The sequence below is a fragment of the Pantoea sp. PNA 03-3 genome (genome assembly GCF_003201175.1).
Lineage (GTDB): Bacteria > Pseudomonadota > Gammaproteobacteria > Enterobacterales > Enterobacteriaceae > Pantoea > Pantoea stewartii.
On the sequence record NZ_QICO01000001.1, the window covers coordinates 189753 to 216122 of the forward strand.

A 26370-nucleotide genomic window follows, 5' to 3' on the forward strand; every position below is an offset into this window, starting at 1 on the left:
CGGATAGATGCCTTCCAGGATAAATCCGTTCGCGAGTAACTGATATACTCATTTCCGAATTTAAACCGACATATCAAGCATTAAAACTTGAACGGCCTATAAGAGAGGTATTTTGATGTCTGCCTATAAGACCAAAGTTAAAAAAGCGGTAATCCCGGTAGCAGGTTTGGGTACGCGTATGCTTCCTGCGACGAAAGCGATTCCAAAAGAAATGTTACCGCTGGTTGATAAGCCGTTAATTCAGTATGTCGTTAACGAGTGTATTGCTGCGGGTATCAATGAAATTGTGCTGGTAACCCACTCGTCTAAGAACGCCATTGAAAACCATTTTGATACCAGTTTCGAACTGGAGTCGATGCTGGAAAAACGCGTTAAGCGTCAGCTGCTGGATGAAATTCAGTCCATCTGTCCTCCACACGTGACCATCATGCAGGTCCGTCAGGGCATCGCTAAAGGCCTGGGCCACGCGGTAATGTGCGCGCACCCGCTGGTCGGCGATGAGCCTGTTGCCGTCATCCTGCCTGATGTGATCATCGACGAATATGAGTCAAACCCAACCAAAGATAACCTGGCAGAAATGCTGAGCCGTTATGAAGAGTCTGGCCGCAGCCAGATCATGGTTGAGCCTGTCAGTGATGTAACCGCTTATGGTGTTGTTGACTGCAAGGGCGCAGAACTGAACCCGGGCGACAGCGCACCGATGGTCGGTGTGGTTGAGAAACCAAAAGCGTCTGAAGCGCCTTCTAATCTGGCTGTGGTGGGGCGTTATGTTCTGTCCGCAGATATCTGGCCACTGCTGGCAAAAACGCCTCCAGGCGCAGGCGGTGAAGTACAGCTCACGGATTCTATCGCCATGCTGATGGAAAAAGAGACCGTTGAAGCTTACCACCTGAAAGGGGTCAGCCATGACTGCGGTAACAAACTGGGATACATGCAGGCTTTCGTCGAATATGGTGTTCGCCATCCGGTGCTGGGCAAAGAGTTCTCTGAGTGGCTCAATAAAACCGTTAGCGATTAAAAATTTAAAACACAGGATAGCGTAATGAAAGTCACTGTATTTGGTATCGGCTATGTCGGTCTGGTTCAGGCTGCGGTGTTGGCCGAAGTCGGACATGACGTTCTCTGTATTGATGTCGATGAAAAAAAGGTTGAGAACCTCAAAAAGGGTCAGATTCCTATTTTTGAACCGGGCCTGACGCCGCTGGTTAAGTCTAACTATGAATCCGGTCGCCTGAAGTTCAGCACCGATGCTGCACTGGGCGTTAACCATGGCGTGATGCAGTTTATCGCCGTAGGCACACCGCCTGATGAAGATGGTTCGGCCGATCTGAAATATGTTACTGCCGTGGCACGCACCATTGCTCAGCATATGACCGATCATAAAGTGGTCATCGATAAATCTACCGTACCGGTTGGAACGGCTGACAGAGTCCGTGCGGTCATGACGGAAACCCTGCAGGCGCGTGATGCCAATATCAGCTTTGATGTGGTATCCAACCCCGAGTTCCTGAAAGAAGGGGCGGCGGTTGCTGACTGTATGCGTCCCGAGCGCATCGTTTTCGGCACGGATAACGATGCTGTCGTGGAACTGTTGCGTGAGCTCTATGAGCCCTTCAACCGCAACCACGATCGTATGATCCTGATGGATATTCGCAGTGCAGAGCTGACGAAGTACGCTGCCAACTGTATGCTGGCGACCAAAATCAGCTTTATGAATGAAATTTCCAATCTCGCGGAACGTTTAGGTGCGGATATCGAAAAAGTGCGCCAGGGGATTGGTTCTGACTCACGTATCGGCTATCACTTTATCTATCCTGGCTGCGGTTATGGCGGTTCCTGTTTCCCGAAAGATGTGCAGGCGCTCATTCGTACGGCGGAATCCATTGGCTATACACCACGTCTGTTAAAAGCGGTGGAAGACGTCAATGACAGCCAGAAAACTAAGCTGCCCGCCTTTATCAAACGTCATTTTGGTGACGATCTGAAAGGGAAGACGTTTGCGCTGTGGGGACTGTCGTTCAAACCGAATACCGACGATATGCGTGAAGCATCGAGCCGTGTATTGATGGAAGCGCTGTGGGAAGCAGGTGCGTCTGTACAGGCTTTCGATCCGGAAGCGATGGATGAAGCACAACGCATCTACGGTCACCGCGACGATTTGAAGCTGATGGGCACCAAAGAATCAGCATTACAGGGCGCAGATGGCCTGGTAATTTGCACTGAGTGGCAAAATTTCCGTGCCCCTGACTTCGACGTGATCAAAAATGCACTGAAACAACCCGTGATTTTTGATGGACGTAACCTGTATGATCCAGAGCGTCTCAGCAAACGCGGCTTCGTTTATTACGCTATTGGCCGCGGAGCGTCCATCCAGGCTGTGTGATTAATGAGGGATTTATGAATTTTCTGGTAACCGGCGCAGCAGGCTTTATTGGCTTCCATGTGAGCCAACGCCTGTTGGCCGCCGGTCACCAGGTTGTCGGTATTGACAACCTGAATGACTATTATGATGTCAGCCTCAAACAAGCCCGTCTTGATTTGATCGGCGACAACCCATCTTTTACGTTTGTTAAAACCGATTTGGCCGACCGTCAGGCCATTGCAGCACTTTTCGAACAGCACAAATTTCAGCGCGTTATCCACCTGGCCGCTCAGGCTGGTGTGCGCTATTCCCTTGAAAACCCGCATGCGTATGTGGATGCCAATGTTATTGGGCATCTGAATATTCTTGAAGGGTGCCGTCATCATCGTGTTGAACATCTGCTCTATGCGTCGTCCAGCTCCGTTTATGGACTGAACAGTAAGCTGCCGTTCTCTACGGAAGACAGTGTCGATCATCCGGTGTCATTGTATGCCGCGACCAAAAAAGCCAATGAGCTGATGTCGCACACCTATTCGCATCTGTATCAGTTACCCACCACCGGTTTACGTTTCTTCACTGTATACGGTCCCTGGGGACGCCCCGATATGGCCTTGTTTAAATTTACCCGGGCTATGATTGCGGGTGAGGCAATTGATGTCTATAACCAGGGTAAAATGCAACGCGATTTCACCTATATCGATGATGTTGTCGAGGCCATTATTCGTCTGCAGGATTGTATTCCGCAGCCGGATGAAAATTGGACGGTAGAGAGCGGGTCTGCTGCGTCGAGTTCAGCGCCGTATCGTATTTACAATTTAGGCAATAGCCAGCCGATGAGCCTGATTCGCTATATTGAAGCGATTGAAAAAGCATTAGGTGTAACGGCAAATAAAAATCTGATGCCAATGCAACCCGGTGACGTGTTAGCTACCAGCGCAGATACCAGCGATTTATTTAACGCTGTCGGCTTTAAACCGCAAACAGGCGTGGATGAGGGTGTCAGACGTTTTGTTGACTGGTACCGAAACTTTTATTCGGTATAAAAACAAAAAGGAAGCGACCGCTTCCTTTTTTTTCTGGTATTGGTAATCAGGTCGCTAAAATGAAGCCAGCAAAGCCTAAAGCACGCCAGGATTTACAGCAAAAAGTCGTCTAACTGCTTACCATGTTGTTCCATGGCTTTTTTGATTGCTGCTGGTGTACGTCCCTGACCGGTCCAGGTTTTGGTCTCCCCGTTTTCATCAACAAACTGATATTTGGCAGGGCGGGCAGCACGTTTGGCTTTGCCAGACGTTTTGGACTCTGACAATGCGTTGAATAACTCATTGGGATCGATTCCATCCGCTAAAAGCATATCGCGATATTGCTCAAGTTTACGCGCACGCTCTTCCGTTTCTGCTTTAGAATGTGACGCTTCATCGCGGCGTTCATTTACTACGACTTCAAACTTTTCCAGCATTTCTTCCAGTGTTTCCAAAGAACACTCTCTGGCCTGGGCACGCAGCGTGCGGATATTATTAAGATTTTTTAGTGCTTCGCTCATTGTCCTGATCTCTGAATAATGAATAGGAGAGTTGTTCTGCCCGCTAATAGTAGTGGTGGGGGGAAATAACTTCAACATTAAATTAATTTTTAGCTTTAAAAGTTCAAAGGTGAATTTATTAAATTATAAATTCCGCCAGATAAAGCGCGATGTAAGGACCAATGAAACGTTGATGTTTAACCGGCAACCTATAAAGCCCTGACACGGTTCAATGAAAATAAAGCTTAACGCTATACTGTCTTTAATATTCATATAGTCAAAAATAATGCGCTGCCGTTGCAGAACAGGCAATACCCGACGCTGGCTCTCGTCTGAACGTAACGGGCTGAAAATCAACACGGCATTGCCGGTCAGATATGGTAAAATCGCACTTATTTTTTTTCATCCACACCGGGATACCGTGCCAATGGCTCAACTCTATTTCTACTATTCGGCAATGAACGCGGGTAAATCAACCGCGCTTTTGCAGTCTTCCTATAATTATCAGGAGCGCGGTATGCGGACCCTGGTTTATACCGCTGAGATTGATAATCGCTTTGGTACCGGTAAAGTCAGTTCACGCATTGGCTTGTCATCACCGGCCGTTCTTTATAATGCCGAAAGCCAGCTGGATGTGGAAATTGCACAAGAGCATGCGCGCCAGCCCGTACACTGTGTGTTAGTGGATGAAAGTCAGTTTCTGACCCGGGAACAGGTGAAGGCCTTGTCTGACGTGGTGGATAATCTGGATATTCCGGTGCTGTGTTATGGGTTAAGAACCGACTTTCTGGGAGAATTGTTTACCGGTAGCCAGTATCTGCTGGCCTGGGCCGATAAACTGGTGGAGCTTAAAACCGTATGTCATTGCGGACGTAAAGCGGGCATGGTGCTGCGTCTCGACAGCGAAGGCAAACCCTTCCGGGAAGGGGAGCAGGTGGTGATTGGCGGCAATGAGCGCTATATCTCGGTGTGCCGTAAGCACTATAAAAAAGCGATTGAGCAGGGCTGTTTGCAGGCTATCCACGGCGCGCAAACGCCAGTCGCGTAATCCTGTTCCTCACCTCAGGTTCACGTGGTCGCAAAAGTCTTTCCTGGCGAACCTCATTCGTCTTTTTATCTTTATGGCGACCTGGGTGACTGTCTGTCCATGTGTGGTAGCGATTGCACTATTGCACATTCACTGACAGCGGCCGAACAGCCTGCTTATCCTCAACAGCCATAAAAAACCCCCTTGTGACCGAGCCACAAGGGGGATGGCGCACCCGCGCTAACGGGCTTGTTCCTGATTAGGCTTTTTTGACCTTTTTAGCGGCTTTGATATCGCTGACGGGTTGATTCAGCGGCTGTTCAACCTGGGCATAAGGCTCAACAAATTTGCGGCCGTAGTAACTGTCCAGCATGATCTGTTTCAGTTCAGCAATTAACGGATAACGTGGGTTAGCACCGGTACACTGATCGTCGAACGCATCCTCAGCCAGTTTGTCCACTTTCGCCAGAAAATCCGCTTCCTGCACGCCAGCTTCACGAATCGAGGCGGGAATACCCAGTTCCGTTTTAATTTCATCCAGCCAGACCAGCAGTTTCTCAATTTTCTGAGCAGTACGATCGCCTGTGGCGGTCAAACTAAGATGATCGGCGATTTCCGCATAGCGACGACGCGCCTGTGGACGATCATACTGACTGAATGCAGTCTGTTTGGTCGGGTTGTCATTTGCGTTATAACGAATGACGTTGGAAATCAGCAGCGAGTTAGCCAGTCCGTGGGGAATATGGAACTCGGAACCCAGTTTATGGGCCATCGAGTGACATACGCCGAGGAAGGCGTTGGCAAAGGCAATACCGGCGATGGTGGCGGCATTGTGCACACGTTCACGCGCAACCGGATTTTTGGCGCCTTCGGCATAACTGGCGGGCAGGTTCTCTTTCAGCAACTTAAGCGCCTGCAGTGCCTGACCATCAGAATACTCATTCGCCAGAACGGAAACATAGGCTTCCAGTGCATGGGTAACCGCATCCAGACCGCCAAAGGCGCAGAGTGAACGCGGCATATCCATTACGAGGTTCGCATCCACAATGGCCATATCCGGGGTCAGTGCATAATCTGCCAGCGGATATTTTTGACCGGTGGCATCATCCGTGACCACCGCAAACGGGGTCACTTCTGAACCGGTGCCGGAGGTAGTGGTGATGGCTACCATGCGGGCTTTGACGCCCATTTTCGGGAACTTATAGATACGTTTACGAATATCCATAAAGCGTAATGCCAGCTCTTCGAAGTGGGTTTCGGGATGCTCATACATCACCCACATGATCTTCGCCGCATCCATTGGCGAGCCGCCGCCCAGCGCAATGATCACATCGGGTTTAAAGCTGTGCATTTGCTCTGCGCCTTTGCGAACAATGCTCAGTGTTGGGTCTGCTTCGACCTCGAAGAACACTTCCGTTTCAATACCGTGGGATTTCAGGACGCGGGTAACCTGGTCGGCATAGCCGTTATTGAACAGGAAGCGGTCAGTCACAACAAATGCACGTTTCGCGCCGTCGGTGGCGACCTCTTCTAAGGCGACAGGCAATGACCCACGACGGAAATAGATAGATTTCGGAAGTTTATGCCACAACATATTTTCAGCTCGCTTGGCGACAGTTTTCTTATTGATCAGATGTTTAGGTCCGACGTTTTCGGAAATTGAGTTACCTCCCCAGGAGCCACAACCCAGCGTCAACGAAGGCGCGAGTTTGAAGTTATATAAATCGCCAATCCCACCCTGAGAAGCGGGGGTATTAATCAGGATACGGGCTGTTTTCATTTTGTCGCCAAAATAGTGGACACGTGCGGACTGGTTATCCTGATCCGTGTACAGGCAGGAGGTGTGGCCAATGCCGCCCATGGCGACCAGTTTTTCCGCTTTACTGACGGCGTCTTCGTAATCTTTAGCCCGGTACATCGCCAGCGTTGGCGACAGTTTTTCATGGGCAAAAGGTTCGGATTCGTCGACCCGTTCAACTTCACCAATCAGAATTTTGGTATCGGTTGGTACCGTAATGCCCGCCATCTCAGCAATTTTTACTGCGGGCTGGCCCACAATCGCGGCGTTGAGGCCGCCATTTTTCAGGATAATATTCTGAACCGCCTGAAGTTCATGGCCCTGCAGCAGGTAGCCACCATGACTGGCGAAACGTGCCCGAACGGCATCGTAGATCGCATCGACAACAATAACGGACTGCTCTGAGGCACAAATCACGCCGTTATCAAACGTTTTCGACATCAGGATGGACGCCACCGCGCGTTTAACATCTGCCGTTTCATCAATCACGACAGGTGTATTCCCGGCACCGACACCAATAGCCGGTTTGCCGGAACTGTAAGCGGCTTTCACCATGCCCGGTCCACCTGTGGCAAGGATCAGATTGATGTCCGGGTGGTGCATCAGCTGATTCGACAGCTCAACAGAGGGCGCATCTATCCAGCCGATAATGTCTTTAGGGGCGCCAGCAGCAATCGCGGCCTGCAGCACAATATCGGCGGCTTTATTGGTGGCATCTTTGGCGCGAGGATGCGGCGAGAAGATAATACCGTTGCGGGTTTTAAGGCTGATCAGAGCTTTGAAGATGGCGGTAGAGGTGGGGTTGGTGGTCGGGACGATCCCACAAATCAGGCCGATGGGTTCGGCAATCGTAATGGTGCCAAAGGTATCATCGGTTTCCAGTACGCCGCAGGTTTTATCATCCTTATAGGCGTTATAAATATATTCGGACGCAAAGTGATTTTTGATGACTTTGTCTTCGACAATGCCCATGCCCGATTCTGCGACCGCCATCTTCGCTAAGGGAATACGGGCATCGGCAGCGGCCAGTGCGGCTGCGCGGAAAATAGCATCGACTTGTTGTTGAGAAAAACTGGCGAACGCTTGCTGGGCTTTTTTTACCCGTTCAACCAGTGCATTGAGTTCAGCGACATTAGTAACGGCCATTGTGATCTCCTGAGGAAGTTAAACTTTTTTAGGAAACAAGCCTGAACGGAAAGTATAGCCAGGGTAAAAACCGCTCAATCACGGGGCGTGAAAGTGCCGTTTTTCAGTTGTTTACTAAAAGAATTCTTTTTCTCCGGTGGTATCGTGGCTGACAACAAAAGAGTATCGGGTTTAGGGGACAGCAATGATGATCCAAATCAATTTAAACCACAGCTGACACCTTTCAGCCTGCGGTTCATGAGGGGGAGGGCGATGAGGTTAAAAGCGGTAACAAAAGTAACATCTGCCAGCCTTTGTGGAATGGCTGGTTTAACGCCCTAAACTGTAAGTAAATTAACAGAATAAATAACTCTCGCTTCAACTGGCGTGCGCGGCGTTTTTACCTTACATTAGGCGCGTTTTTCATCTGGGATGTGGAGTGAACCGTGAATCCTGCGCTGTTAGATCTTTCTGGCTATATCAAGTTTTTCGTAGGCCTGTTTGCACTGGTGAATCCCATTGGCATCATTCCGGTGTTTATCAGCATGACGCGTTATCAGGGCGTGGCAGAACGTAATAAAACGAATCTCACCGCAAACCTTGCTGTGGCCATTATTCTCTGGACGTCGCTGTTTTTAGGGGATGCCATTCTGCATGTGTTTGGCATCTCAATTGATTCTTTCCGTATTGCCGGGGGCATTCTGGTTGTCACGATAGCGATGTCGATGATCAGCGGAAAGCTGGGCGAAGATAAACAAAACAAGCAGGAAAAAACAGAAACTGCGATTCGCGAAAGTATTGGCGTTGTTCCGCTGGCTTTACCACTGATGGCCGGGCCCGGCGCAATCAGCTCAACCATCGTCTGGAGTACGCGCTATCACAGTTGGCTTAATCTGCTGGGATTTACCGTGGCAGTGGCCATTTTTGCCTTCAGCTGTTGGTTACTGTTTCGTGCCGCCCCCATTATGGTCAGAGTACTGGGGCAAACGGGCATCAACGTCATCACCCGTATCATGGGGCTGCTGTTAATGGCGCTGGGCATCGAATTTGTGGTAACGGGCATTAAAGCGATTTTTCCAGGGCTGGTAAGCTGAATACCCACTTATTTTAACAAGCATAAAAAGGCAGGCATCAAAAGAGTGCAATACGACACAATATTGCACTCTAAACGGGCAATTATTTGCACCGCTGTATATCCCCTCCGGGTTATCACTTTCCCTAATACTCAGTGCGCGTCCCGATAGTACGCGCCTGGCCTTCCTGTCATCAATCTCACCTTATATTCTGCTTTGACGATGCATGTTGGCATGATTAATGCTGGTAAAGGCCCATTAATGCCTTTTTAAATGGCACACCGGGAAAGAATGACGCTACAACAACGCAGTCAAAATCGGTGAATGTAATATTCTGGTTAGAATAGCATCAAATCTATGAATATTTTTATAATTCAGTAGGTTAATGTATTTTTAGGCTAAAAATTAACACTTCCACTGGGAAAAATCTCATGATAAAAGAGAAACAGATAACATTTTAACTATTTAGTTTTGGCGCCGTCATTCAGCTTCTGCTAATTTTCGGCGCATTGAGCATGTTTTCCCGAAGGTCGAAATAGCAAGATTTTTTTCTTGATGCAGACGGGATTGCAGAATAAAAACGGGCAGGTCAACAAGGTGTGGTAAATGAACGCTCAGCAATATTGGTCTTGTCTGGCACTAGGTGTGATGACTGCTTTACCCGTCTGTGCGGCCAGCGTACCCGCCGGCGTGACCTTATCGCCACAGCAGCAAATTGTCATTAATAATGGCTCCGAAGTGGCCTCGCTTGACCCGCATAAGACGGAAGGTGTGCCGGAATCCAATATTATCCTGAATCTGCTGGACGGGCTGGTTAATACAGATAATAACGGTAAGGTTGTCCCCGGTGTGGCTGAGAGCTGGGAAAATCAGCAAGGAAAAATCTGGACCTTCACGCTGCGCAACGATGCAAAATGGAGCAACGGCGAACCGGTAACGGCTAACGATTTTGTTTACAGCTGGCGACGCCTGGCCGATCCGAAAACTGCATCTCCTTACACCAGTTATCTGCAGGCGGCGCATATTGCCAATGCCGACGAGATTATTGCGGGTAAAGCGGCACCAGACCAACTGGGCGTAAAAGCGATTGACGATCACCATTTACAGGTCACTTTAACAGAGCCCGTTCCCTATCTGATTGCCATGCTGGCGCATACGGCCATGAAACCCGTGTATGCGCCCGCTATCCAGAAATGGGGCGAGGCGTGGACTCAACCCGGGCATTATGTTGGTAATGGTGCTTATACCTTAAGTGACTGGGTCGTCAACGAAAAAATTGTCCTGAAGCGCAATCCGCTTTACTGGAACAACGCGCAAACCGTGATTGAGCAGGGGACGTTTCTGCCGATCAGTTCTGAGAACAGCGACATCAACCGCTATCGCAGCGGTGGCCTGGATATGACCAACAGCGCCATCCCGCCCAATATGTTCGCGAAGCTGCGTAAGGACATCGGCGACGAAGTCAAAGTCAGCCCCTTGTTGTGTACGTTTTATTATGAAATCAACAACAAAAAGCCGCCTTTTACTGATGCGCGCGTGCGCGCGGCTATAAAGATGACGCTGGACCGCGACATTATCGCCAAAAAGATTATGGGGCAGGGCCAGATTCCGGCTTACAGTTTTACACCGCCCTATACCAATGGGGCCGCGTTAGCCACACCGGAATGGATGACCTGGTCCCAGTCGCAGCGCAATGAGGCGGCAAAGAAACTGCTGGCGGAAGCGGGTTTCGACAGTAAAAATCCTTTGCGTTTTACGCTGCTTTATAACACCTCCGATCAAAATAAAACCCAGGCGATTGCTGCAGCGTCAATGTGGCAGCGCAACCTCGGGGCGCAGGTCACCTTACAAAATCAGGAATGGAAAACGCTGCTGGAAACACGTCATCAGGCACAGTATGACGTGGTGCGGGCCACATGGTGCGCGGATTATAACGAGCCCTCTACTTTCCTGAATATGTTCCTGAGTCAGTCGTCGACCAATACCGCGTTTTATCGTAGTGCGGCCTTTGATCGGCTTATGGCAGACACGCTAAGCGTCACAAAGGATGCTGACCGCGCGGCATTGTATCAGCAGGCTGAAACACAACTCGACAAAGACTCGGCAATTGTGCCAGTTTACTACCGCGTCAGCGTGAGGCTGGTTAAACCCTGGGTTGGCGGGTTTACCGGCCACGATCCGCAGGACATGACAGATCTGAAATATTATTTCATTAAACAACACTGATAACGCGCTTATCCGGCGGCACAGCCGGGAAGGGCGTTACCGTGCTGACCACGCTACAGGGTCAATGCTCCCCAGGTGAAAACACCGGGGCCCGAATACGGGGAACACTGAGGTCGCAAACACCCTCGGTGAAAATAAAAAAACTGGAGTTAAGAATGAACAACATCACGAAGAAAACCCTGATTGCTGCCAGCGTCTTTGCAGCGATGAGTGCGCTCACAGCCAACAGCGTTATCGCCGCCACGGTCCCTGCCGGTGTTGAGCTGGCCGCGAAGCAAGAGCTGGTAAAAGGAAACGGTAGCGAGGTTCAGTCGCTGGATCCGCACAAAATTGAAGGCGTACCGGAATCGAACGTCAGCCGTGACCTGTTTGAAGGACTGGTGATCAGTGATACCAACGGCCATCCGATTCCTGGCGTGGCAGAGAGCTGGGATAATAAAGACTTTAAAGTCTGGACCTTCCATCTGCGCAAAAATGCCAAATGGTCAAACGGTGAGCCGGTGACTGCTCAGGATTTCGTTTACAGCTGGCAGCGTCTGGCCGATCCGAAAACCGCGTCTCCTTATGCCAGCTATCTGCAATACGGTCACCTGGCCAACGTTGACGATATTATCGCCGGTAAGAAACCGCCAACAGATTTGGGCGTGAAGGCGCTTGACGATCATACGCTGCAAGTGACCCTGAGCGAGCCGGTTCCGTATTTCTATAAATTACTGATTCACTCCTCAATGTCGCCGGTAAACAAAGCGGTTATTGAGAAATTCGGTGATAAGTGGACCCAGCCTGAAAATATCGTCAGCAACGGTGCCTTTAAGCTGGAATCTCACGTCATTAACGAACGTATTACCGTTGTGCGCAACCCTGATTACTGGGATAACGCGCATACCGTGCTGAACAAAGTCACCTTCCTGCCCATTTCGTCAGAAGTCAGTGATGTTAACCGTTACTTCTCTGATAACGGCAGTGACATGACCTATAACAATCTGCCGATTGAGCTGTTCAAAAAATTACAGCGTGACAACGGTAAAGAGCTGCATGTTGACCCTTATCTGTGCACCTACTATTACGAAATTAATAACCAGAAAGCGCCTTTCACCGATCCGCGCGTACGTGCCGCATTGAAACTGGGTATCGACCGCGACATTATCGTGGATAAAGTGCTGGCGCAGGGCCAGAAGCCAGCCTACAGCTACACGCCACCTGCAACAGATGGTATGGAGCTGGTGAAGCCAGAGTGGTTTACCTGGTCACAGGAAAAACGTAATGCTGAAGCCAAAAAGCTGCTGGCTGAAGCCGGTTACACGGCAGACAAACCGTTAACGTTTACGCTCCTGTACAACACCTCCGATCTGCATAAAAAACTGGCCATTGCCGCCTCGTCGATTTGGGCCAAAAATCTGGGTGTGAAAGTGAAGCTGGAGAACCAGGAGTGGAAAACCTTCCTGGATACGCGTCATCAGGGCAACTTCGACGTTGCACGTGCAGGCTGGTGTGCAGACTATAACGAACCGACGTCGTTCCTGAATACCATGCTGTCTGACAGCAGTAACAACACCGCGCACTACAAGAGCCCGGCCTTCGACAAGCTGATGAAAGATGCCCTGGCCACAACCGATGATAAAGCCCGGTCGGCTGACTATGAAAAAGCTGAGCAGCAGCTGGATAAAGACTCTGCCATCGTGCCATTGTACTACTACGTGAACACCCGTCTGGTGAAACCGTATGTCGGTGGTTATACCGGTAAAGATCCGCTGGATAACGTCGCAGACAGAAACCTGTACATCATTAAGCACTAACAGAACACCAAGAACAGCGGCGGCGCCATGAGCGCCGCCTGTATTTTTTAATGCAATGTGAAGCACCAGCCTGGTAGGTACGGCAATGTTAAAATTCATTTTGCGTCGGTTACTTGAAGCCATCCCGACGCTTTTCGTCCTTATTACTATCTCCTTCTTTATGATGCGACTGGCCCCCGGCAGTCCGTTCACGGGTGAGCGTACGCTGTCGCCAGAGGTGATGGCGAATATCGAGGCGAAATATCACCTCAACGATCCCATTGGCAAGCAATATGTTGATTACCTGATTCAACTGGCCCATGGCGACTTTGGCCCCTCGTTTAAATATAAAGACTATTCGGTGAACTACCTGGTTGGTCATGCCTTTCCGGTGTCGGCCAAACTGGGCCTGGCTGCCTTTATCCTGGCCGTGGTACTGGGCGTGACGGCAGGGGTTATCGCCGCGCTGAAGCAAAACACCCTGTGGGATTACGTCGTCATGGGGGTGGCAATGACCGGCGTGGTCATACCGAGTTTTGTGGTTGCCCCGCTGTTAGTCCTGATTTTCGCCATTACGCTGAAATGGCTGCCGGGTGGCGGCTGGAACGGTGGACAGTGGAACTATATGCTGCTGCCGATGGTGGCGTTATCCCTGGCTTACATTGCCAGTATCGCGCGTATCACTCGTGGCTCAATGATTGAGGTGATGCATTCCAACTTTATCCGTACCGCGCGAGCCAAAGGGTTGCCGTTACGTCGTATCGTTTTACGTCACGCGCTCAAGCCAGCACTGTTGCCGGTTATTTCCTATATGGGACCGGCATTTGTGGGCATTATTACTGGCTCTATGGTGATTGAATCTATTTACGGACTGCCCGGTATCGGTCAGCTGTTTGTCAACGGCGCGCTTAACCGTGACTACTCGCTGGTACTGAGCCTGACGATTCTGGTGGGGCTGTTGACCATTCTGTTTAACGCGATCGTCGATGTGCTCTATGCCGTTATCGACCCGAAAATTCGCTACTGATTCTGGAGTTCGCCATGATGTTAAGTAAGAAAAATAGCGAAGCTCTTGATGCATTCAGTGAAAAACTGGAAGTCGAAGGGCGTAGCCTGTGGCAGGATGCCCGTCGCCGTTTTATTCATAACCGGGCCGCGTTAATCAGCCTGATGGTGCTGATGTTAATCACGCTGTTTGTAATTTTCGCGCCCATGTTGTCACCGTTCTCCTATTTCGATACCGACTGGGGAATGATGTCATCGCCGCCAGATACCACGTCCGGACACTGGTTTGGCACCGACTCATCGGGGCGTGATCTGCTGGTGCGCGTCGCCATTGGCGGTCGTATTTCGTTAATGGTGGGCATTGCCGCCGCGCTGATCGCCGTGGTGGTGGGAACGCTCTACGGTTCCATTGCCGGTTACCTTGGTGGAAAAATCGACTCCGTGATGATGCGTATTCTGGAAATCCTTAACTCCTTCCCGTTTATGTTTTTCGTCATTCTGTTGGTCACCTTCTTTGGCCGTAACATCCTGCTGATTTTTGCTGCTATCGGTATGGTGTCGTGGCTGGACATGGCGCGTATCGTGCGTGGACAAACTCTGAGCCTGAAGCGCAAAGAGTTTATTGAAGCGGCGCATGTCGGCGGCGTTTCGACCTGGAAAATCGTGACGCGCCATATCGTGCCTAACGTGCTGGGCGTGGTGGTGGTTTACGCCTCGCTGCTGGTACCCAGCATGATTCTGTTCGAATCATTCCTGAGCTTTCTCGGCCTGGGCACCCAGGAGCCGCTGAGTAGCTGGGGGGCGCTGTTGAGCGATGGGGCTAACTCCATGGAAGTTTCGCCGTGGCTGTTGCTGTTCCCGGCCATTTTCCTGGTGGTCACGCTGTTCTGTTTTAACTTTATTGGCGATGGCCTGCGTGATGCCCTCGACCCCAAAGATCGTTAAGGAGTTTCCCGATGACTATTCATGAATTTCAGCCTGCTCAGGCTGCACGCGCGGGAAGCGACCTGTTGCTTGAAGTGAAAGACTTACGTGTTACGTTCGGCACCCATGACGGTGATGTCACCGCCGTGAACGATCTCAATTTCTCACTGCGTGCCGGGGAAACCCTGGGCATTGTCGGTGAGTCAGGCTCGGGTAAATCGCAAACCGCGTTTGCGCTGATGGGCCTGCTGGCCAGCAATGGCCGCATTGGCGGCTCTGCGTTGTTCAACGGTAAAGAGATTCTTAATCTGCCGGAAAAACAGTTAAACCGGCTGCGCGCTGAACAAATCGCGATGATTTTTCAGGATCCCATGACATCACTGAATCCGTATATGCGGGTCGGCGAACAGTTAATGGAAGTGCTGAAACTGCACAAAGGCATGAGCAGCGCTCAGGCCTTTGAAGAGTCGGTGAAAATGCTGGACGCGGTAAAAATGCCCGAAGCCCGCAAACGCATGAAGATGTACCCACATGAGTTTTCGGGCGGGATGCGTCAGCGCGTGATGATCGCGATGGCGCTCCTGTGCCGGCCTAAGCTGCTGATTGCGGATGAACCGACGACCGCGCTGGATGTTACGGTGCAGGCGCAGATTATGACGCTGCTGAATGAGCTGAAGCGCGAGTTCAATACGGCGATCATCATGATTACCCACGATCTGGGCGTGGTGGCGGGGATCTGCGATAAAGTGCTGGTGATGTATGCAGGCCGCACCATGGAATACGGTCGCGCGCGCGATGTGTTTTATCAGCCGGCTCACCCCTACTCGATTGGTCTCCTGAATGCGGTGCCAAGACTGGATGCAGAAGGTGAAAGCCTGACCACCATTCCGGGTAATCCACCAAACCTGCTGCGTCTGCCGCAGGGTTGTCCGTTCCAGCCGCGCTGTCCGCATGCCATGGATATCTGTTCCAAAGCACCGCCGCTGTTACCGTTTGCAGAAGGGCGCTTACGCGCCTGCTTTAAGCCGGTGGAGGAACTCGTATGAGCCTGGCAGAAAAAAAAGTCCTACTCGAAATTGCCGATCTGAAAGTTCATTTCGACATCAAGGATGACAAGCAGTGGTTCTGGCAGCCGCCAAAAACGCTGAAGGCCGTGGATGGCGTCAGTCTGCGCCTGTACGAAGGGGAAACACTGGGTGTGGTGGGCGAATCCGGCTGCGGTAAATCCACGCTGGCACGTGCGATTATCGGGTTAGTGAAAGCCACGGAAGGCCGTGTCACCTGGCTTGGCCGTAACCTGCTGGGGCAGAGTGAGGAAGAGTGGCGTAAAGCGCGTAGCGATATCCAGATGATATTTCAGGATCCGCTGGCTTCGCTTAACCCGCGCATGACCATCGGCGATATTATCGCCGAGCCCTTACGTACCTATCACCCTGAGCTTTCTCGCCAGGACATCAAAGATCGCGTCAAAACGATGATGATGAAAGTGGGCTTGTTGCCTAACCTGATTAACCGGTATCCGCACGAGTTTTCAGGCGGTCAGTGTCAGCGTATCGGCATTGCGCGTGCATTGATTCTTGAGCCTAAACTGATCATCTGTGATGAACCGGTCTCTGCACTGGATGTGTCCATTCAGGCGCAGGTGGTCAACCTGCTACAGCAACTGCAGCGAGAAATGGGGCTGTCGCTGATCTTTATCGCCCACGACCTGGCGGTGGTGAAGCATATCTCGGATCGCGTACTGGTGATGTATCTGGGGCACGCGGTGGAGCTGGGCACCTACGATGAGGTGTATACCCATCCGCAGCATCCTTATACCAAAGCGCTGATGTCAGCCGTACCGATTCCCGATCCGGATCTGGAAAAAAATAAGCAGATTCAGTTGCTGGAAGGGGAGTTACCGTCGCCGATCAATCCGCCATCCGGGTGCGTTTTCCGCACCCGCTGCCCGATTGCCGGACCGGAATGCGCCAAAACGCGGCCGCTGCTCGAAGGCAGCTTCCGCCATGCGGTGTCCTGCCTGAAGGTGGATCCGCTTTAAACGAAAACGCCGGGCTGTTGCCCGGCGTTTTCGTTACGAGGTGAAGACTATTCACGCCACAAAATATGGCACAGCTTGTGATCTTTTTCCCGACACAGCAGTACGCGCGCAAACACATCGGTAATAGGTTCGCCGTCTGCTTCGCCCAGACCAATGACCACTTCAGAGAAAAAGTCGGGGTTCAAATCGAAGTCCACGTGCTCCTGCCAGTCTTCGCCCGGATCAAACAGTTCTGCGCCGCCACGCTCTTCAAACTGCAGATTGAAAAGAATAATGTCTGCAGGGTCAAGGTTGTCACCTGCCAGTTCAAGAAAAATGTCGTAGGCCTGTTCCAGCGTTTCGTCTTCTGTCAGGCGGTTGTTCAGATCCATTTTCGGTCCCGTTTATCTGAGGGCGGTTCGTAATTTCGCTCGTTTTACAGTAAAGGACTAAAGAAGTAAAACAGTCGTTCGACAATCCGCTTCCACCAGGCACGTTTTGCCCACCGTCTGGCGTCAAGCAGGCGCGAACGGGCAATATAGTCGTCCTGGACGCAGGCCAAATCGCTGCCAAATCCGGCATCATCGACGGCGAGTGTGATTTCGAAATTCAGCCATAAGCTGCGCATATCGAGATTTACGGTCCCCACTAAACTCAACTGACCATCGACCAGCACGCTTTTGGTATGCAGCAGGCCATCTTCAAACTGGTAGATCTTAACGCCGGCCTCAAGCAGCTCACTAAAAAACGAGCGGCTGGCCCAGCTTACCAGCAGAGAGTCGTTGTGCCGGGGAACCACCAGACTCACATTGACACCACGTAGCGCAGCCGTGCAGATGGCATGCAGCAGATCGTCACTGGGCACCAGATAAGGCGTGGTCATGATCAGCTGTTCGCGGGCAGAGTAGACCGCCGTAAGCAACGCCTGATGAATTAAATCCTCGGGGAAACCGGGACCGGAAGCGATCACCTGAACGGTATGACCACTTTCCTGTTCGAACGGCATAATATTGCGGTCGGGCGGTGGGGGCAGAATACGCTTGCCGGTCTCAATTTCCCAGTCACAGCTGTAAACGATCCCCATGGCGGTTGATACCGGCCCTTCCATACGCGCCATCAGATCGACCCACTGACCCACGCCCGCGTCCTGTTTAAAAAAGCGCGGGTCCACCAGATTCATGCTGCCGGTATAGGCGATATAGTTGTCAATCAACACCATTTTGCGATGCTGACGTAAATCCATACGACGCAGAAAGACACGCAGCAGGCTGACCTGTAGCGCCTCAACCACATCAATACCCGCATTACGCATCATCCCGACCCACGGGCTGCGGAAGAAGGCGACGCTCCCTGCGGAATCCAGCATAAGGCGGCAGTGAACACCGCGCCGCGACGCGGCCATCAGGGATTCGGCGACTTCATCCGCCAGTCCGCCCGGATTCCAGATATAAAACACCATCTCAATATTGTGCCGGGCCAGCTGAATATCCCTGATAAGGGCTTTCATTACATCGTCCGAACTGGTCAACAGCTGTAACTGATTCCCTTTTACCCCTGCGATGCCCTGACGGTTGTTGCACAACTGAAATAACGCCTGCGCGACATCGCTGTAATCGGTGGCAAAGATTTCGGTACGCTTTTTAAGATCATTCAGCCAGCGGGCGGTAGAGGGCCACATCGTTCGCGCGCGTTCAGCCCGGCGTTTACCCAGATGCAATTCACCAAACGACAGATAAGCAATAATGCCAACCAGTGGCAGAATAAAAATAATCAGCAGCCATGCCATTGCCGAGGTTACGGCTCGTCGCTTCATCAGAATGCGCAGGGTAATACCCGCAATCAATAACCAGTAACCAAATACCAATAACCAACTGATAAGCGTATAAAACGTCGTCATTAAGTGGACATCCTGTTCGCGCTTGAATCTGAGAAGTTTACGTGGAGATGGTAGGGAGTGAAACCCTTAATCATCGTGGTATGTCAATGCGAGATCCGATTTGGCATTAGCGCAGAGATCTCTATAATGCGTGCGCGTGAGTCAGATGTCAGAGAGGAAGTTATGAGACGAAGCAGAAACGAAGTGGCCCGCTGGAGAATGTTGCGTCAGGTGCAGCGTCGACGTTCGCGCTGGCTGGAAGGGCAGTCACGCCGCTATAAACGCATCCACGGGATTCGCCATCAACTGGCGCAACAGCAACGTCGTTCCATTCTGTTTATCACACAAAATCTCTGATGACGCAGCCGCGCGAAGCGGCTGTTAAATTACTGTCCGGTCATCAATAAGTTGACGTTAACCAACTGGACGGCTGCCGCCAGTACAATCAGCATGACGATCAAGTGCTTTTTGTTTCGCCAGCCGTGCTTTCGCCACAGATACAACGCGCCACCCACAAGCAGGGTGATGACCAGCAGCAGGGCCATGATAATGGCATGCATTCAGACTATCTCTGTAGAAGCGTCAGTGTTGTCGGCGGGCTCAGAAAACCCGCTTAAACGGCTTGACGCTGACGTGTTTGTAAACACCCGCCGCAATATAGGGATCGTCCGCTGCCCAGGCCTGGGCCGTTTCCAGTGACGGGAACTCTGCAATCACCGTGGAGCCGGTGAAACCGGCTACGCCAGGATCGTTACTGTCAACCGCAGGCATGGGGCCTGCAACGATCAAACGGCCTTCTTCATGCAGCAGCTTCAGACGCGCAAGGTGAGCGGGGCGCACCGCGTTGCGTTTTTCCAGAGAATCGGCGTTATCTTCAGCATAAATGACGTAAAGCACTAGGGCGCTCCCATTGACTCTATAAATTTTGCAACACGGTAAGGGATAGTTAAGTAGAGTGCAAACGAAACCTTGCGTCAATAACGTGCTGAGCATATTAGGCTAAAGGGGCTTTTTTCGCCCGGCACTAAGGTGATTATTGAAACTGATTGCTATTTGCATTTAAAATCAGGGCTTCATTTGATTACTGCGATTGTTATGACCACGCTGACTATGCCTTTACCGAAACGCACGCCTGTCGCCATGATGTTGTCCGTTGTGCTCCATGGTGCAGTCATTGCCGGTATTCTCTATGCGTCTTTTCATCAAACCCGAGAACTGCCCAAAGCATCCCAGCCAATCAGTGTGACAATGGTCGCGCCCGAGGTTCAGCCTGAACCCGCAATCACACAACCGACACCGCAACCGGAACCGGAACCGGAACCCCAGCCAGCCCCCGAGTCTGTGGCCGAGCCGAAACCTGCCCCGGAACCGCCTAAAGCTGAGCCAGTGCCGATTCCTAAACCGGAACCCAAACCTGAGCCAAAACCCAGACCGCGGCACCAGCCCAAACATACACAGCCAAAACGCGAAGTAAAACCGCGTGAGGAAGCGAAGCCCCAGGCCAACCCCTTTAAGCAGGATGCGCCTGCAACACAGACTAAGCCTGCGACAGCGCTGAAAGCGACACCGTCAGCAACACCTGCGCAGACGGCCTCAACCGGCCCAAAAGCGCTGAATATCAGCAAGCCAGCCTATCCGCCACGCGCGGCGGCCCTGCGAGTAGAAGGCCGTGTCAGAGTGAAATTTGATGTGGACAGTGACGGACGGGTCGACAACATTGATATTCTGTCTGCGGAACCGCGCAACATGTTTGAGCGCAGCGTCAAACAGGCCATGCGTTCGTGGCGCTATCAAAGCGGTAAGCCCGGTACCGGTCTGACGATGAATATTGTGTTTAAAATTAACGGCGGGGCCAGCCTTGAATAAGGCTTGTGAGGCTTTTCAGCAACGTGAAGTCGGCTAAGCGGGCCCGGACCCGCCCGGGTCCGGTTCAGATTCAGCCTGTCTGCGATGTCAGGCTGAACCGCACTCAGGCAGGGGCTGACTGATTATCCCGTCCCGCAGGCAGCTGACGGGGATGGCCTTCATTGTCCACCGCAACATAAATAAAGACCGCTTCGGTTGCGCAATAGGTCTGACCAATAGGCTCAGACGACACTTTCTTAATCCATACCTGCACATTGATCGTCATTGAGCTGTTGCCCGTGCGAATGCACTGTGCGTAGCAACTGACAACATCGCCGACCGCGACGGGTTTTAAAAAGGTCATGCCATCCACTCTGACGGTGACGACACGGCCCTCGGCGATTTCTTTTGCCAGAATGGCACCGCCCATATCCATTTGCGACATTAACCAGCCACCGAAGATGTCGCCGTTTGCGTTAGTATCCGCAGGCATCGCGAGCGTCCGCATGACCATTTCGCCCTGGGGCAATTTATGTTTTTCGTCCATTGCGTTGTTTTCTTATGTAATGAATGAAAGAAAGTCTGCCCGCACAGACGGGCAGCAGGTTTATTTTTGCTGTTGTTGCGGCATTTTACGCCAGATATAGAGCCCACTCAGTAAGGTAAAGAGTAGCGTCAGGCCGGTCAGCCCAAACACTTTAAAGTTAACCCAGACTGACTGAGGTAACCAAAATGCCACATAGATATTCGCCAGACCACACAATAAAAAGAAGAGGGCCCAGGCAATATTCAGATTGCGCCATACGGTGTTGGGTAACTCCAGCTCTTTTCCCAACATGGTCTGAATTAACGGCTGTTTCATAAACCACTGGCTGAACAGTAACGCCAGCGCAAACAGGCTGTAGATCACCGTGACTTTCCATTTAATAAATTCATCATTATGGAAAACCAGGGTGAGCGTGCCAAACACCGCCACCAGCACAAACGTAAAAATGGTCATTTTTTCAAGCTTGCGATAGAGCACCCAGCTTGCCACCAGCGCCAGACCGGTCGCGACAACCAGGGCTCCTGAGGCGATGAAGATGTCGTACAACTTATAAAAAATAAAGAAAACCACAAGGGGAAGAAAGTCGAGTAACTGCTTCATAGTCATTCCAGTTAAGGCGGTATTCCCGGCCAGTGCGCCCGAAGGCGCACGGACAATCAACGTAACAGCATATAAAGCCGGTACAGGTAAATTACTAACAGGGTTGAAATCAGATTCCCGATAGCGGTGAAAATCACCGTCGACACGTTCATCGGCAGCACCACTAACGAGGTAAAGAAAAACATCACTGCCAGTTTTGCCAGCAGCCACAGAATAATGGCTGGCGCAATCAGTCTGACGTTTTTCCAGGCCATGCGCATGCTGGCGCGCATGGCGGCGATAACGCCCAGTTTTTCATTTGCCAGAATGATTGGCGACAACGAGAGCACGATGGTAAGCAGCACGCCAGGCACCACCAGAACCATAAAACCCAGTTGGGCGACCAGGGTGATCAAAAAGGTCAGCAGCAGCAGTTTCGGTAATAAAGGCGCGGATGTACCAATGGCACGCAGCGCGCTCACGCGCTGGCCAGACGATACCAGCGGAATCAGGCACAGCATACCGCCCAACAGCAGTGTATTGCCGACAAGGCCTGCAAAAGTACCCGCAGCAGACGCACGCAGCAGAACCTGCTGCTGTTCGGGCGACATGCTCTGCACCATTTCAAACAGCGAGGCACTGCTGATATCGCCTTGCTGCAGGATCGCCATTTGATCGTCACCCGGTGTGAACGCATGTAAAAGCATCACTGTGACAAACGCGGTCAACAGTGACATCAGCACCAGGGTAATCAGTTGATGACGAAAAAAATTTCCTGTGTCACGGTATAACGAGCTTGCCGTGATAGACATGTACACTCCTTGAAAGAACCGGGTTAATTAACCCGTCGATTGTACATGTTCTGGCGGCTCGCTGGCACCCGCAACCGGATAACTTTCTGTCATAACAGGTAAAGATGGGTGAAACAGTGCGGGAAGGCCATAGCGTGCCCGGGCCCGATCGCAGCCTTCATTCCCAATCCCGTTTTCGCCGGACATAGCAAACTCCCGGCAGGGCGAGGGGCGGTTCTCATAAATACTGCACGACACGCAGTGGCCGATTTCCCCTTCAAGCGCAATACAGCGCGGCGAACGATCGTTCGTCCCACGCATATTTCGCATCATCAGACTTAAAGGTTCCGTTAATTCTGTGGGAACGGGGCCGCCCGCATCGTCGGCTTCAGCCCAGTAAAATGAGACGCGGAAGTGGGCACAACAGGCACCACAGCTAATACAGGGGTTTGTAGTTTCACTCATTTGATCGCCCGCCACCTCTAAGGCATCGAACCAAAATCACAGGGGGAGATGAGCAAAGTAATGCCGCTCCATTTTTTCGGCAAGCACTATTTGTGTCCGGGATACGGGCATAAAATTGATCTGAGTCAATCCATTGTTTTTTAAATCATTTTTCCGTCTTGATTTAGATGCATTTATAAAAAAATCGCGCTAAACCTGTGCGCACAAAAAAATGATTCAGTGCAGGCATCTTACTTTCTCACAGGAGTGACTATGAAACTGGCTAAATGCGCCATGCTGCTGGCGCTTGCGTTACCTCAACTGGCACTGGCCCACCAGGCAGGTGATTTTTTTATTCGCGCAGGTAGCGCCACCGTTCGACCTAACGAAGGCTCGGATAACGTACTGGGTATGGGTGGATTCAGTGCCAGTAATGATACCCAACTGGGCTTAACGTTTACCTATATGGCGACAGACAATATTGGCGTCGAGCTACTGGCCGCCACACCGTTCCGCCATAAAGTTGGCCTTGGCCCAACGGGCACGCTGGCGACGGTCCGGCAATTGCCGCCAACGCTGATGGCACAGTACTACTTCTTTGACAGCCAAAGCAAAGCGCGACCCTACGTCGGCGTCGGCATTAACTACACGACGTTTTACGATGCAACGTTTAATCAGACCGGTCGTGATGCGGGATTAAGTGATCTCAGTGTGAAAGACTCGTGGGGCATTGCCGGTCAGGTAGGGCTGGATTATCAGATTAACCGTGACTGGCTGCTGAATGCATCATTGTGGTACATGGATATTGATACGAACGTGAAATTTAAATCGGGCGATCAGCAGCAAAATATTCATATGCGTGTTGACCCCTGGGTATTCTTCTTTGGCGCAGGTTATCGCTTCTGAAGAAAAAAGGGCCACGCAATGCGTGGCCCTTTTGGGTTTAAAACGGCGTTATTTAATTTGCATGTTATTTACGACGGATCTTACCCCAGCAACGCTTCGGGTCACCTGAACGGCACGGTTAGCCATTTGTGGTGAGCTGACAAAGCCGCTGAGCTGCACTTTACCTTTAAAGGTTTCAACGTTGATTTCGGTTGATTTCAGCGACTCATCTTTTAACAATTCGGCTTTCACTTTGGTGGTAATCACGGTGTCATCAATGTAACCGCCGGTGCCTTCTTTCGTTGGCGTTGGCGCACAGGCGCTGAGTGTTAATGCAACAACAGCCGCGACCATGGCACTTGCCAGCACTTTAAACCATTTCATTGCTTCTCTCCCTGTCACAAATAGGATACGTCGTTACCATAACGGCGCCTGTTAATTGTGGTGCAGAAAATCCGAAATGGGCAAACGGACAGCGAAAAAAAACAGCGAAATCATGCCTTACCGGGCGGTAAGGCATAAGGTGAAGGCTGTTAGCGGGTGGCGGCTTTCATGCGGGAGACAAATTCTTTTAATTCAGTCAGCATCACTTCGGGCTGCGCTAAATTTTTCTCAATAATTTTTACCACGGCAGAACCAGAAATAGCCCCCGCCACGCCGGCATCAATGACTTCTTTTACCTGAGAGGGCTCGGATATACCAAAGCCCTGGAGAGAAGGCGGTGCATGGTACTCACGCATTTTATCGATCAAATGCTTCAAAGGCAGATTAGCACGATTTTCAGCACCGGTGATGCCAGCACGTGAAAGCACGTAGATATATCCACGACCATGTGAAGAAATTTGTCTCAGAAGTTCATCGTCTGCATTTGGCGGACAGAAGAAAATAGGAGCAATATTATGACGCATAGCAGCCTGTCGAAAGGGAGCAGACTCTTCCACAGGGACATCGCCAATTAATACAGAGTCAACGCCCGCTTGTTCACAGCGTTGATAAAATGCGTCGATACCATTATTAAAGACCAGATTTGCATACATCAGCAAGCCAATCGGCAGGTCAGGATATTTTTGGCGAACGCTCGCAATTATCTCAAAGCATTGTGTAGTGGTGGTGCCAGCGGCAAAAGCACGAAGGCCCGCTCCCTGAATTGTCGGTCCGTCAGCAAGAGGGTCCGAGAAGGGGATACCGAGTTCAAGTGCATCGGCGCCACCTTCAACAAGGGCATCAATAATACGTAGCGATAGCTCAGGAGAAGGATCACCCAGCGTTATGTAAGGGACAAACACACCTTCTTTCTTCGCCGCCAGACGCGTAAACAGTCGATCATAACGTTCCATCAAATTTCTCCCTGCGCAGTCAGAATATCGTGAACGGTGAAGATATCTTTATCACCCCGACCAGAAAGGTTCACCACAATCAGCTGCTCTTTCTCCGGCTCCGCCTTCGCCATTTTTAACGCATGGGCCAGCGCATGGGCGGATTCAAGCGCAGGGATAATGCCTTCCGCACGACACAGCGTTTTAAAGGCTGCCAGCGCTTCATTGTCGGTGACGGAAACATAGTCCGCGCGGCCGATGCTGTTCAGATGGGCGTGCTGAGGGCCGACTGACGGGAAATCGAGGCCGGCAGAAATCGAGTAGGACTCTTCGATTTGCCCTTCGCTGGTCTGCATCATCGGGGCTTTCATCCCGAAGTAGATGCCGACCCGGCCGTGTTTCAGCGGTGCGCCGTGCTCACCGGTTTCGATACCGTGGCCCGCTGGCTCAACGCCAATCAGTTTGACGCTCTCTTCCTCGATGAAATCGGCAAACATGCCAATCGCATTGGAGCCGCCGCCGACGCAGGCGATGACGGCGTCGGGCAGACGTCCTTCTTTTTCCAGAATCTGTTTTTTCGTCTCTTCACCGATCATGCGCTGGAACTCACGCACGATGGTCGGGAAGGGGTGCGGGCCGGCCGCGGTGCCCAGCATATAGTGGGCAGTTTCATAGCTGCCCGACCAGTCACGCAGCGCCTCGTTACAGGCATCTTTCAGGGTGGCGGAACCGCTGTGAACCGGAATCACTTCGGCACCCATCAGGCGCATACGAAAGACGTTAGGTGACTGACGCTCAACATCCTTGGCGCCCATGTAGATGCGGCATTTCATGCCCAGCAGCGCACAGGCCAGGGCAGAAGCCACACCATGCTGACCGGCTCCGGTTTCCGCAATAATCTCGTTTTTGCCCATCCGTTTAGCCAGCAACGCCTGTCCCAGTACCTGGTTCGTTTTGTGCGCGCCGCCGTGCAGCAGATCTTCACGTTTCAGGTAAAGGCGGGTTTGAGTGCCTTTGGTCAGGTTACCGCACAGGGTTAAGGCTGTCGGGCGGCCGGCATAGTTTTTCAACAGGTCGGTAAATTCAGCCTGAAACTCAGGGTCTTTTTGGGCGCTGACAAAGGCTTCTTCAAGCTGCTTCAGCGCAGGCATCAGAATTTGTGGCACGTACATGCCGCCAAACTCGCCGAAATAGGGATTAAGTAAAGTCATGGATCTATCCTTTTGTGTG

28 protein-coding genes are annotated in these 26370 nt (G+C 51.4%); 15 read left to right on the top strand and 13 right to left on the bottom strand.

The annotated features are described in order from the left end of the window. Positions 1-115: 115 nt before the first annotated feature. From galU to C7433_RS00885, 3 genes are read left to right on the top strand one after another with little or no spacing between them, the layout of a single operon-like run. The gene (galU, locus tag C7433_RS00875) at positions 116-1018 is read left to right on the top strand and encodes a UTP--glucose-1-phosphate uridylyltransferase GalU (RefSeq protein ID WP_006119401.1); all 903 of its coding nucleotides are present in this window, start codon (positions 116-118) and stop codon (positions 1016-1018) included. A gap of 24 nt (positions 1019-1042) precedes the next feature. Then, positions 1043-2383, top strand: coding sequence for a UDP-glucose/GDP-mannose dehydrogenase family protein (locus C7433_RS00880; protein ID WP_110267448.1), 1341 nt, complete (start codon positions 1043-1045; stop codon positions 2381-2383). A 14-nt stretch (positions 2384-2397) separates the two neighbouring features. Further along, on the top strand, positions 2398-3405 hold the full coding sequence (locus C7433_RS00885) for an NAD-dependent epimerase (protein WP_054687697.1): 1008 nt from the start codon (positions 2398-2400) through the stop codon (positions 3403-3405). Between the two features lie 92 nt (positions 3406-3497). Here C7433_RS00885 and hns read toward each other — a convergent pair whose 3' ends face one another. Beyond that, positions 3498-3905 carry a histone-like nucleoid-structuring protein H-NS gene (gene hns, locus C7433_RS00890; RefSeq protein ID WP_033741865.1) on the bottom strand — a complete coding sequence of 136 codons (408 nt, stop codon included), beginning with the start codon at positions 3903-3905 and terminating at the stop codon, positions 3498-3500. A gap of 406 nt (positions 3906-4311) precedes the next feature. Here hns and tdk point away from each other — a divergent pair, with 406 nt between their 5' ends. Then, positions 4312-4932, top strand: a complete 621-nt coding sequence (tdk, locus tag C7433_RS00900) for a thymidine kinase (protein WP_006119396.1) — start codon at positions 4312-4314, stop codon at positions 4930-4932. Between the two features lie 238 nt (positions 4933-5170). Here the strand turns inward: tdk and adhE are convergent, their stop codons facing one another. After that, the gene (gene adhE / locus C7433_RS00905) at positions 5171-7855 is read right to left on the bottom strand and encodes a bifunctional acetaldehyde-CoA/alcohol dehydrogenase (RefSeq protein WP_110267449.1); all 2685 of its coding nucleotides are present in this window, start codon (positions 7853-7855) and stop codon (positions 5171-5173) included. Positions 7856-7948: 93 nt separating this feature from the next. On the opposite strand from adhE, the gene C7433_RS23610 reads away from it, so the two are divergent. From C7433_RS23610 to oppF, 8 genes are all read left to right on the top strand, one after another. Next, entirely contained in the window at positions 7949-8176 is a 228-nt protein-coding gene (locus C7433_RS23610; RefSeq protein ID WP_158281335.1) for a hypothetical protein, read from the top strand. Between the two features lie 104 nt (positions 8177-8280). Beyond that, positions 8281-8928: a YchE family NAAT transporter gene (locus tag C7433_RS00910; protein WP_006119393.1), complete on the top strand. Its 648-nt coding sequence runs from the start codon at positions 8281-8283 to the stop codon at positions 8926-8928. 585 nt (positions 8929-9513) lie between these two features. Continuing rightward, positions 9514-11133: an ABC transporter substrate-binding protein gene (locus C7433_RS00915; RefSeq protein WP_039343018.1), complete on the top strand. Its 1620-nt coding sequence runs from the start codon at positions 9514-9516 to the stop codon at positions 11131-11133. A gap of 155 nt (positions 11134-11288) precedes the next feature. Next, the gene (gene oppA, locus C7433_RS00920) at positions 11289-12929 is read left to right on the top strand and encodes an oligopeptide ABC transporter substrate-binding protein OppA (RefSeq protein WP_039343014.1); all 1641 of its coding nucleotides are present in this window, start codon (positions 11289-11291) and stop codon (positions 12927-12929) included. Positions 12930-13014: 85 nt separating this feature from the next. Next, complete coding sequence (oppB, locus tag C7433_RS00925) at positions 13015-13935, top strand: oligopeptide ABC transporter permease OppB (RefSeq protein WP_006119378.1); 921 nt, start codon at positions 13015-13017, stop codon at positions 13933-13935. Positions 13936-13949: 14 nt separating this feature from the next. Further along, complete coding sequence (gene oppC, locus C7433_RS00930; protein WP_006119376.1) at positions 13950-14858, top strand: oligopeptide ABC transporter permease OppC; 909 nt, start codon at positions 13950-13952, stop codon at positions 14856-14858. Positions 14859-14869: 11 nt separating this feature from the next. Further along, positions 14870-15883 (top strand): ABC transporter ATP-binding protein, encoded by a 1014-nt coding sequence (locus tag C7433_RS00935; RefSeq protein ID WP_006119374.1) that lies wholly within the window; start codon positions 14870-14872, stop codon positions 15881-15883. Then, complete coding sequence (gene oppF, locus C7433_RS00940; RefSeq protein WP_039343011.1) at positions 15880-16878, top strand: murein tripeptide/oligopeptide ABC transporter ATP binding protein OppF; 999 nt, start codon at positions 15880-15882, stop codon at positions 16876-16878. The genes C7433_RS00935 and oppF overlap by 4 nt, the downstream gene beginning before the upstream one ends. Before the next feature lie 47 nt (positions 16879-16925). On the opposite strand, the gene C7433_RS00945 is transcribed toward oppF, so the two are convergent. After that, positions 16926-17249 (bottom strand): HI1450 family dsDNA-mimic protein, encoded by a 324-nt coding sequence (locus C7433_RS00945; protein WP_006119371.1) that lies wholly within the window; start codon positions 17247-17249, stop codon positions 16926-16928. Between the two features lie 44 nt (positions 17250-17293). Continuing rightward, positions 17294-18754, bottom strand: coding sequence for a cardiolipin synthase (gene cls, locus C7433_RS00950; protein WP_033741857.1), 1461 nt, complete (start codon positions 18752-18754; stop codon positions 17294-17296). A gap of 162 nt (positions 18755-18916) precedes the next feature. Here cls and C7433_RS23495 point away from each other — a divergent pair, with 162 nt between their 5' ends. Next, positions 18917-19090: a YciY family protein gene (locus C7433_RS23495; RefSeq protein WP_006119368.1), complete on the top strand. Its 174-nt coding sequence runs from the start codon at positions 18917-18919 to the stop codon at positions 19088-19090. Positions 19091-19119: 29 nt separating this feature from the next. On the opposite strand, the gene C7433_RS23690 is transcribed toward C7433_RS23495, so the two are convergent. Both C7433_RS23690 and C7433_RS00955 read right to left on the bottom strand, forming a co-directional pair. Then, entirely contained in the window at positions 19120-19293 is a 174-nt protein-coding gene (locus tag C7433_RS23690) for a hypothetical protein (RefSeq protein ID WP_006119367.1), read from the bottom strand. Positions 19294-19333: 40 nt separating this feature from the next. Beyond that, positions 19334-19630: a YciI family protein gene (locus C7433_RS00955; RefSeq protein WP_006119366.1), complete on the bottom strand. Its 297-nt coding sequence runs from the start codon at positions 19628-19630 to the stop codon at positions 19334-19336. 198 nt (positions 19631-19828) lie between these two features. Here C7433_RS00955 and tonB point away from each other — a divergent pair, with 198 nt between their 5' ends. Continuing rightward, on the top strand, positions 19829-20599 hold the full coding sequence (gene tonB, locus C7433_RS00960) for a TonB system transport protein TonB (protein ID WP_110267804.1): 771 nt from the start codon (positions 19829-19831) through the stop codon (positions 20597-20599). A gap of 103 nt (positions 20600-20702) precedes the next feature. On the opposite strand, the gene yciA is transcribed toward tonB, so the two are convergent. The 4 genes from yciA to C7433_RS00980 are packed head-to-tail and all read right to left on the bottom strand — an operon-like array spanning position 20703 to position 22960. After that, complete coding sequence (gene yciA / locus C7433_RS00965) at positions 20703-21125, bottom strand: acyl-CoA thioester hydrolase YciA (protein ID WP_033741850.1); 423 nt, start codon at positions 21123-21125, stop codon at positions 20703-20705. Between the two features lie 60 nt (positions 21126-21185). After that, positions 21186-21725 (bottom strand): septation protein A, encoded by a 540-nt coding sequence (locus C7433_RS00970; protein ID WP_033741849.1) that lies wholly within the window; start codon positions 21723-21725, stop codon positions 21186-21188. Between the two features lie 56 nt (positions 21726-21781). Then, positions 21782-22516, bottom strand: a complete 735-nt coding sequence (locus tag C7433_RS00975) for a YciC family protein (protein WP_039342998.1) — start codon at positions 22514-22516, stop codon at positions 21782-21784. Between the two features lie 27 nt (positions 22517-22543). Beyond that, positions 22544-22960 (bottom strand): YkgJ family cysteine cluster protein, encoded by a 417-nt coding sequence (locus C7433_RS00980; protein WP_033741845.1) that lies wholly within the window; start codon positions 22958-22960, stop codon positions 22544-22546. Between the two features lie 252 nt (positions 22961-23212). Between C7433_RS00980 and ompW the strand changes: the two genes are divergently transcribed. Then, a complete protein-coding gene (gene ompW, locus C7433_RS00985) occupies positions 23213-23845 on the top strand; it encodes an outer membrane protein OmpW (protein WP_039342995.1) in 633 nt (210 codons plus the stop codon). A gap of 48 nt (positions 23846-23893) precedes the next feature. Here the strand turns inward: ompW and C7433_RS00990 are convergent, their stop codons facing one another. The 3 genes from C7433_RS00990 to trpB form a co-directional block, all read right to left on the bottom strand. After that, complete coding sequence (locus tag C7433_RS00990; protein WP_006119359.1) at positions 23894-24208, bottom strand: BON domain-containing protein; 315 nt, start codon at positions 24206-24208, stop codon at positions 23894-23896. A gap of 149 nt (positions 24209-24357) precedes the next feature. Next, a complete protein-coding gene (trpA, locus tag C7433_RS00995) occupies positions 24358-25161 on the bottom strand; it encodes a tryptophan synthase subunit alpha (protein ID WP_054633692.1) in 804 nt (267 codons plus the stop codon). Next, entirely contained in the window at positions 25161-26351 is a 1191-nt protein-coding gene (gene trpB, locus C7433_RS01000) for a tryptophan synthase subunit beta (RefSeq protein WP_033741842.1), read from the bottom strand. Before trpB ends, trpA begins: the two co-directional genes overlap by 1 nt. Between the last annotated feature and the right edge of the window lie 19 nt (positions 26352-26370).

Bases quoted from the DNA above. Each gene is read 5' to 3' on its own strand.
- galU (WP_006119401.1), top strand. From the start codon at position 116: ATGTCTGCCTATAAGACCAAAGTTAAAAAAGCGGTAATCCCGGTAGCA.
- C7433_RS00880 (WP_110267448.1), top strand. From the start codon at position 1,043: ATGAAAGTCACTGTATTTGGTATCGGCTATGTCGGTCTGGTTCAGGCT.
- C7433_RS00885 (WP_054687697.1), top strand. From the start codon at position 2,398: ATGAATTTTCTGGTAACCGGCGCAGCAGGCTTTATTGGCTTCCATGTG.
- hns (WP_033741865.1), bottom strand. From the start codon at position 3,905: ATGAGCGAAGCACTAAAAAATCTTAATAATATCCGCACGCTGCGTGCC.
- tdk (WP_006119396.1), top strand. From the start codon at position 4,312: ATGGCTCAACTCTATTTCTACTATTCGGCAATGAACGCGGGTAAATCA.
- adhE (WP_110267449.1), bottom strand. From the start codon at position 7,855: ATGGCCGTTACTAATGTCGCTGAACTCAATGCACTGGTTGAACGGGTA.
- C7433_RS00915 (WP_039343018.1), top strand. From the start codon at position 9,514: ATGAACGCTCAGCAATATTGGTCTTGTCTGGCACTAGGTGTGATGACT.
- oppA (WP_039343014.1), top strand. From the start codon at position 11,289: ATGAACAACATCACGAAGAAAACCCTGATTGCTGCCAGCGTCTTTGCA.
- oppB (WP_006119378.1), top strand. From the start codon at position 13,015: ATGTTAAAATTCATTTTGCGTCGGTTACTTGAAGCCATCCCGACGCTT.
- oppC (WP_006119376.1), top strand. From the start codon at position 13,950: ATGATGTTAAGTAAGAAAAATAGCGAAGCTCTTGATGCATTCAGTGAA.
- C7433_RS00935 (WP_006119374.1), top strand. From the start codon at position 14,870: ATGACTATTCATGAATTTCAGCCTGCTCAGGCTGCACGCGCGGGAAGC.
- oppF (WP_039343011.1), top strand. From the start codon at position 15,880: ATGAGCCTGGCAGAAAAAAAAGTCCTACTCGAAATTGCCGATCTGAAA.
- C7433_RS00945 (WP_006119371.1), bottom strand. From the start codon at position 17,249: ATGGATCTGAACAACCGCCTGACAGAAGACGAAACGCTGGAACAGGCC.
- cls (WP_033741857.1), bottom strand. From the start codon at position 18,754: ATGACGACGTTTTATACGCTTATCAGTTGGTTATTGGTATTTGGTTAC.
- C7433_RS23495 (WP_006119368.1), top strand. From the start codon at position 18,917: ATGAGACGAAGCAGAAACGAAGTGGCCCGCTGGAGAATGTTGCGTCAG.
- C7433_RS23690 (WP_006119367.1), bottom strand. From the start codon at position 19,293: ATGCATGCCATTATCATGGCCCTGCTGCTGGTCATCACCCTGCTTGTG.
- tonB (WP_110267804.1), top strand. From the start codon at position 19,829: ATGACCACGCTGACTATGCCTTTACCGAAACGCACGCCTGTCGCCATG.
- yciA (WP_033741850.1), bottom strand. From the start codon at position 21,125: ATGGACGAAAAACATAAATTGCCCCAGGGCGAAATGGTCATGCGGACG.
- C7433_RS00970 (WP_033741849.1), bottom strand. From the start codon at position 21,725: ATGAAGCAGTTACTCGACTTTCTTCCCCTTGTGGTTTTCTTTATTTTT.
- C7433_RS00975 (WP_039342998.1), bottom strand. From the start codon at position 22,516: ATGTCTATCACGGCAAGCTCGTTATACCGTGACACAGGAAATTTTTTT.
- C7433_RS00980 (WP_033741845.1), bottom strand. From the start codon at position 22,960: ATGAGTGAAACTACAAACCCCTGTATTAGCTGTGGTGCCTGTTGTGCC.
- ompW (WP_039342995.1), top strand. From the start codon at position 23,213: ATGAAACTGGCTAAATGCGCCATGCTGCTGGCGCTTGCGTTACCTCAA.
- C7433_RS00990 (WP_006119359.1), bottom strand. From the start codon at position 24,208: ATGAAATGGTTTAAAGTGCTGGCAAGTGCCATGGTCGCGGCTGTTGTT.
- trpA (WP_054633692.1), bottom strand. From the start codon at position 25,161: ATGGAACGTTATGATCGACTGTTTACGCGTCTGGCGGCGAAGAAAGAA.
- trpB (WP_033741842.1), bottom strand. From the start codon at position 26,351: ATGACTTTACTTAATCCCTATTTCGGCGAGTTTGGCGGCATGTACGTG.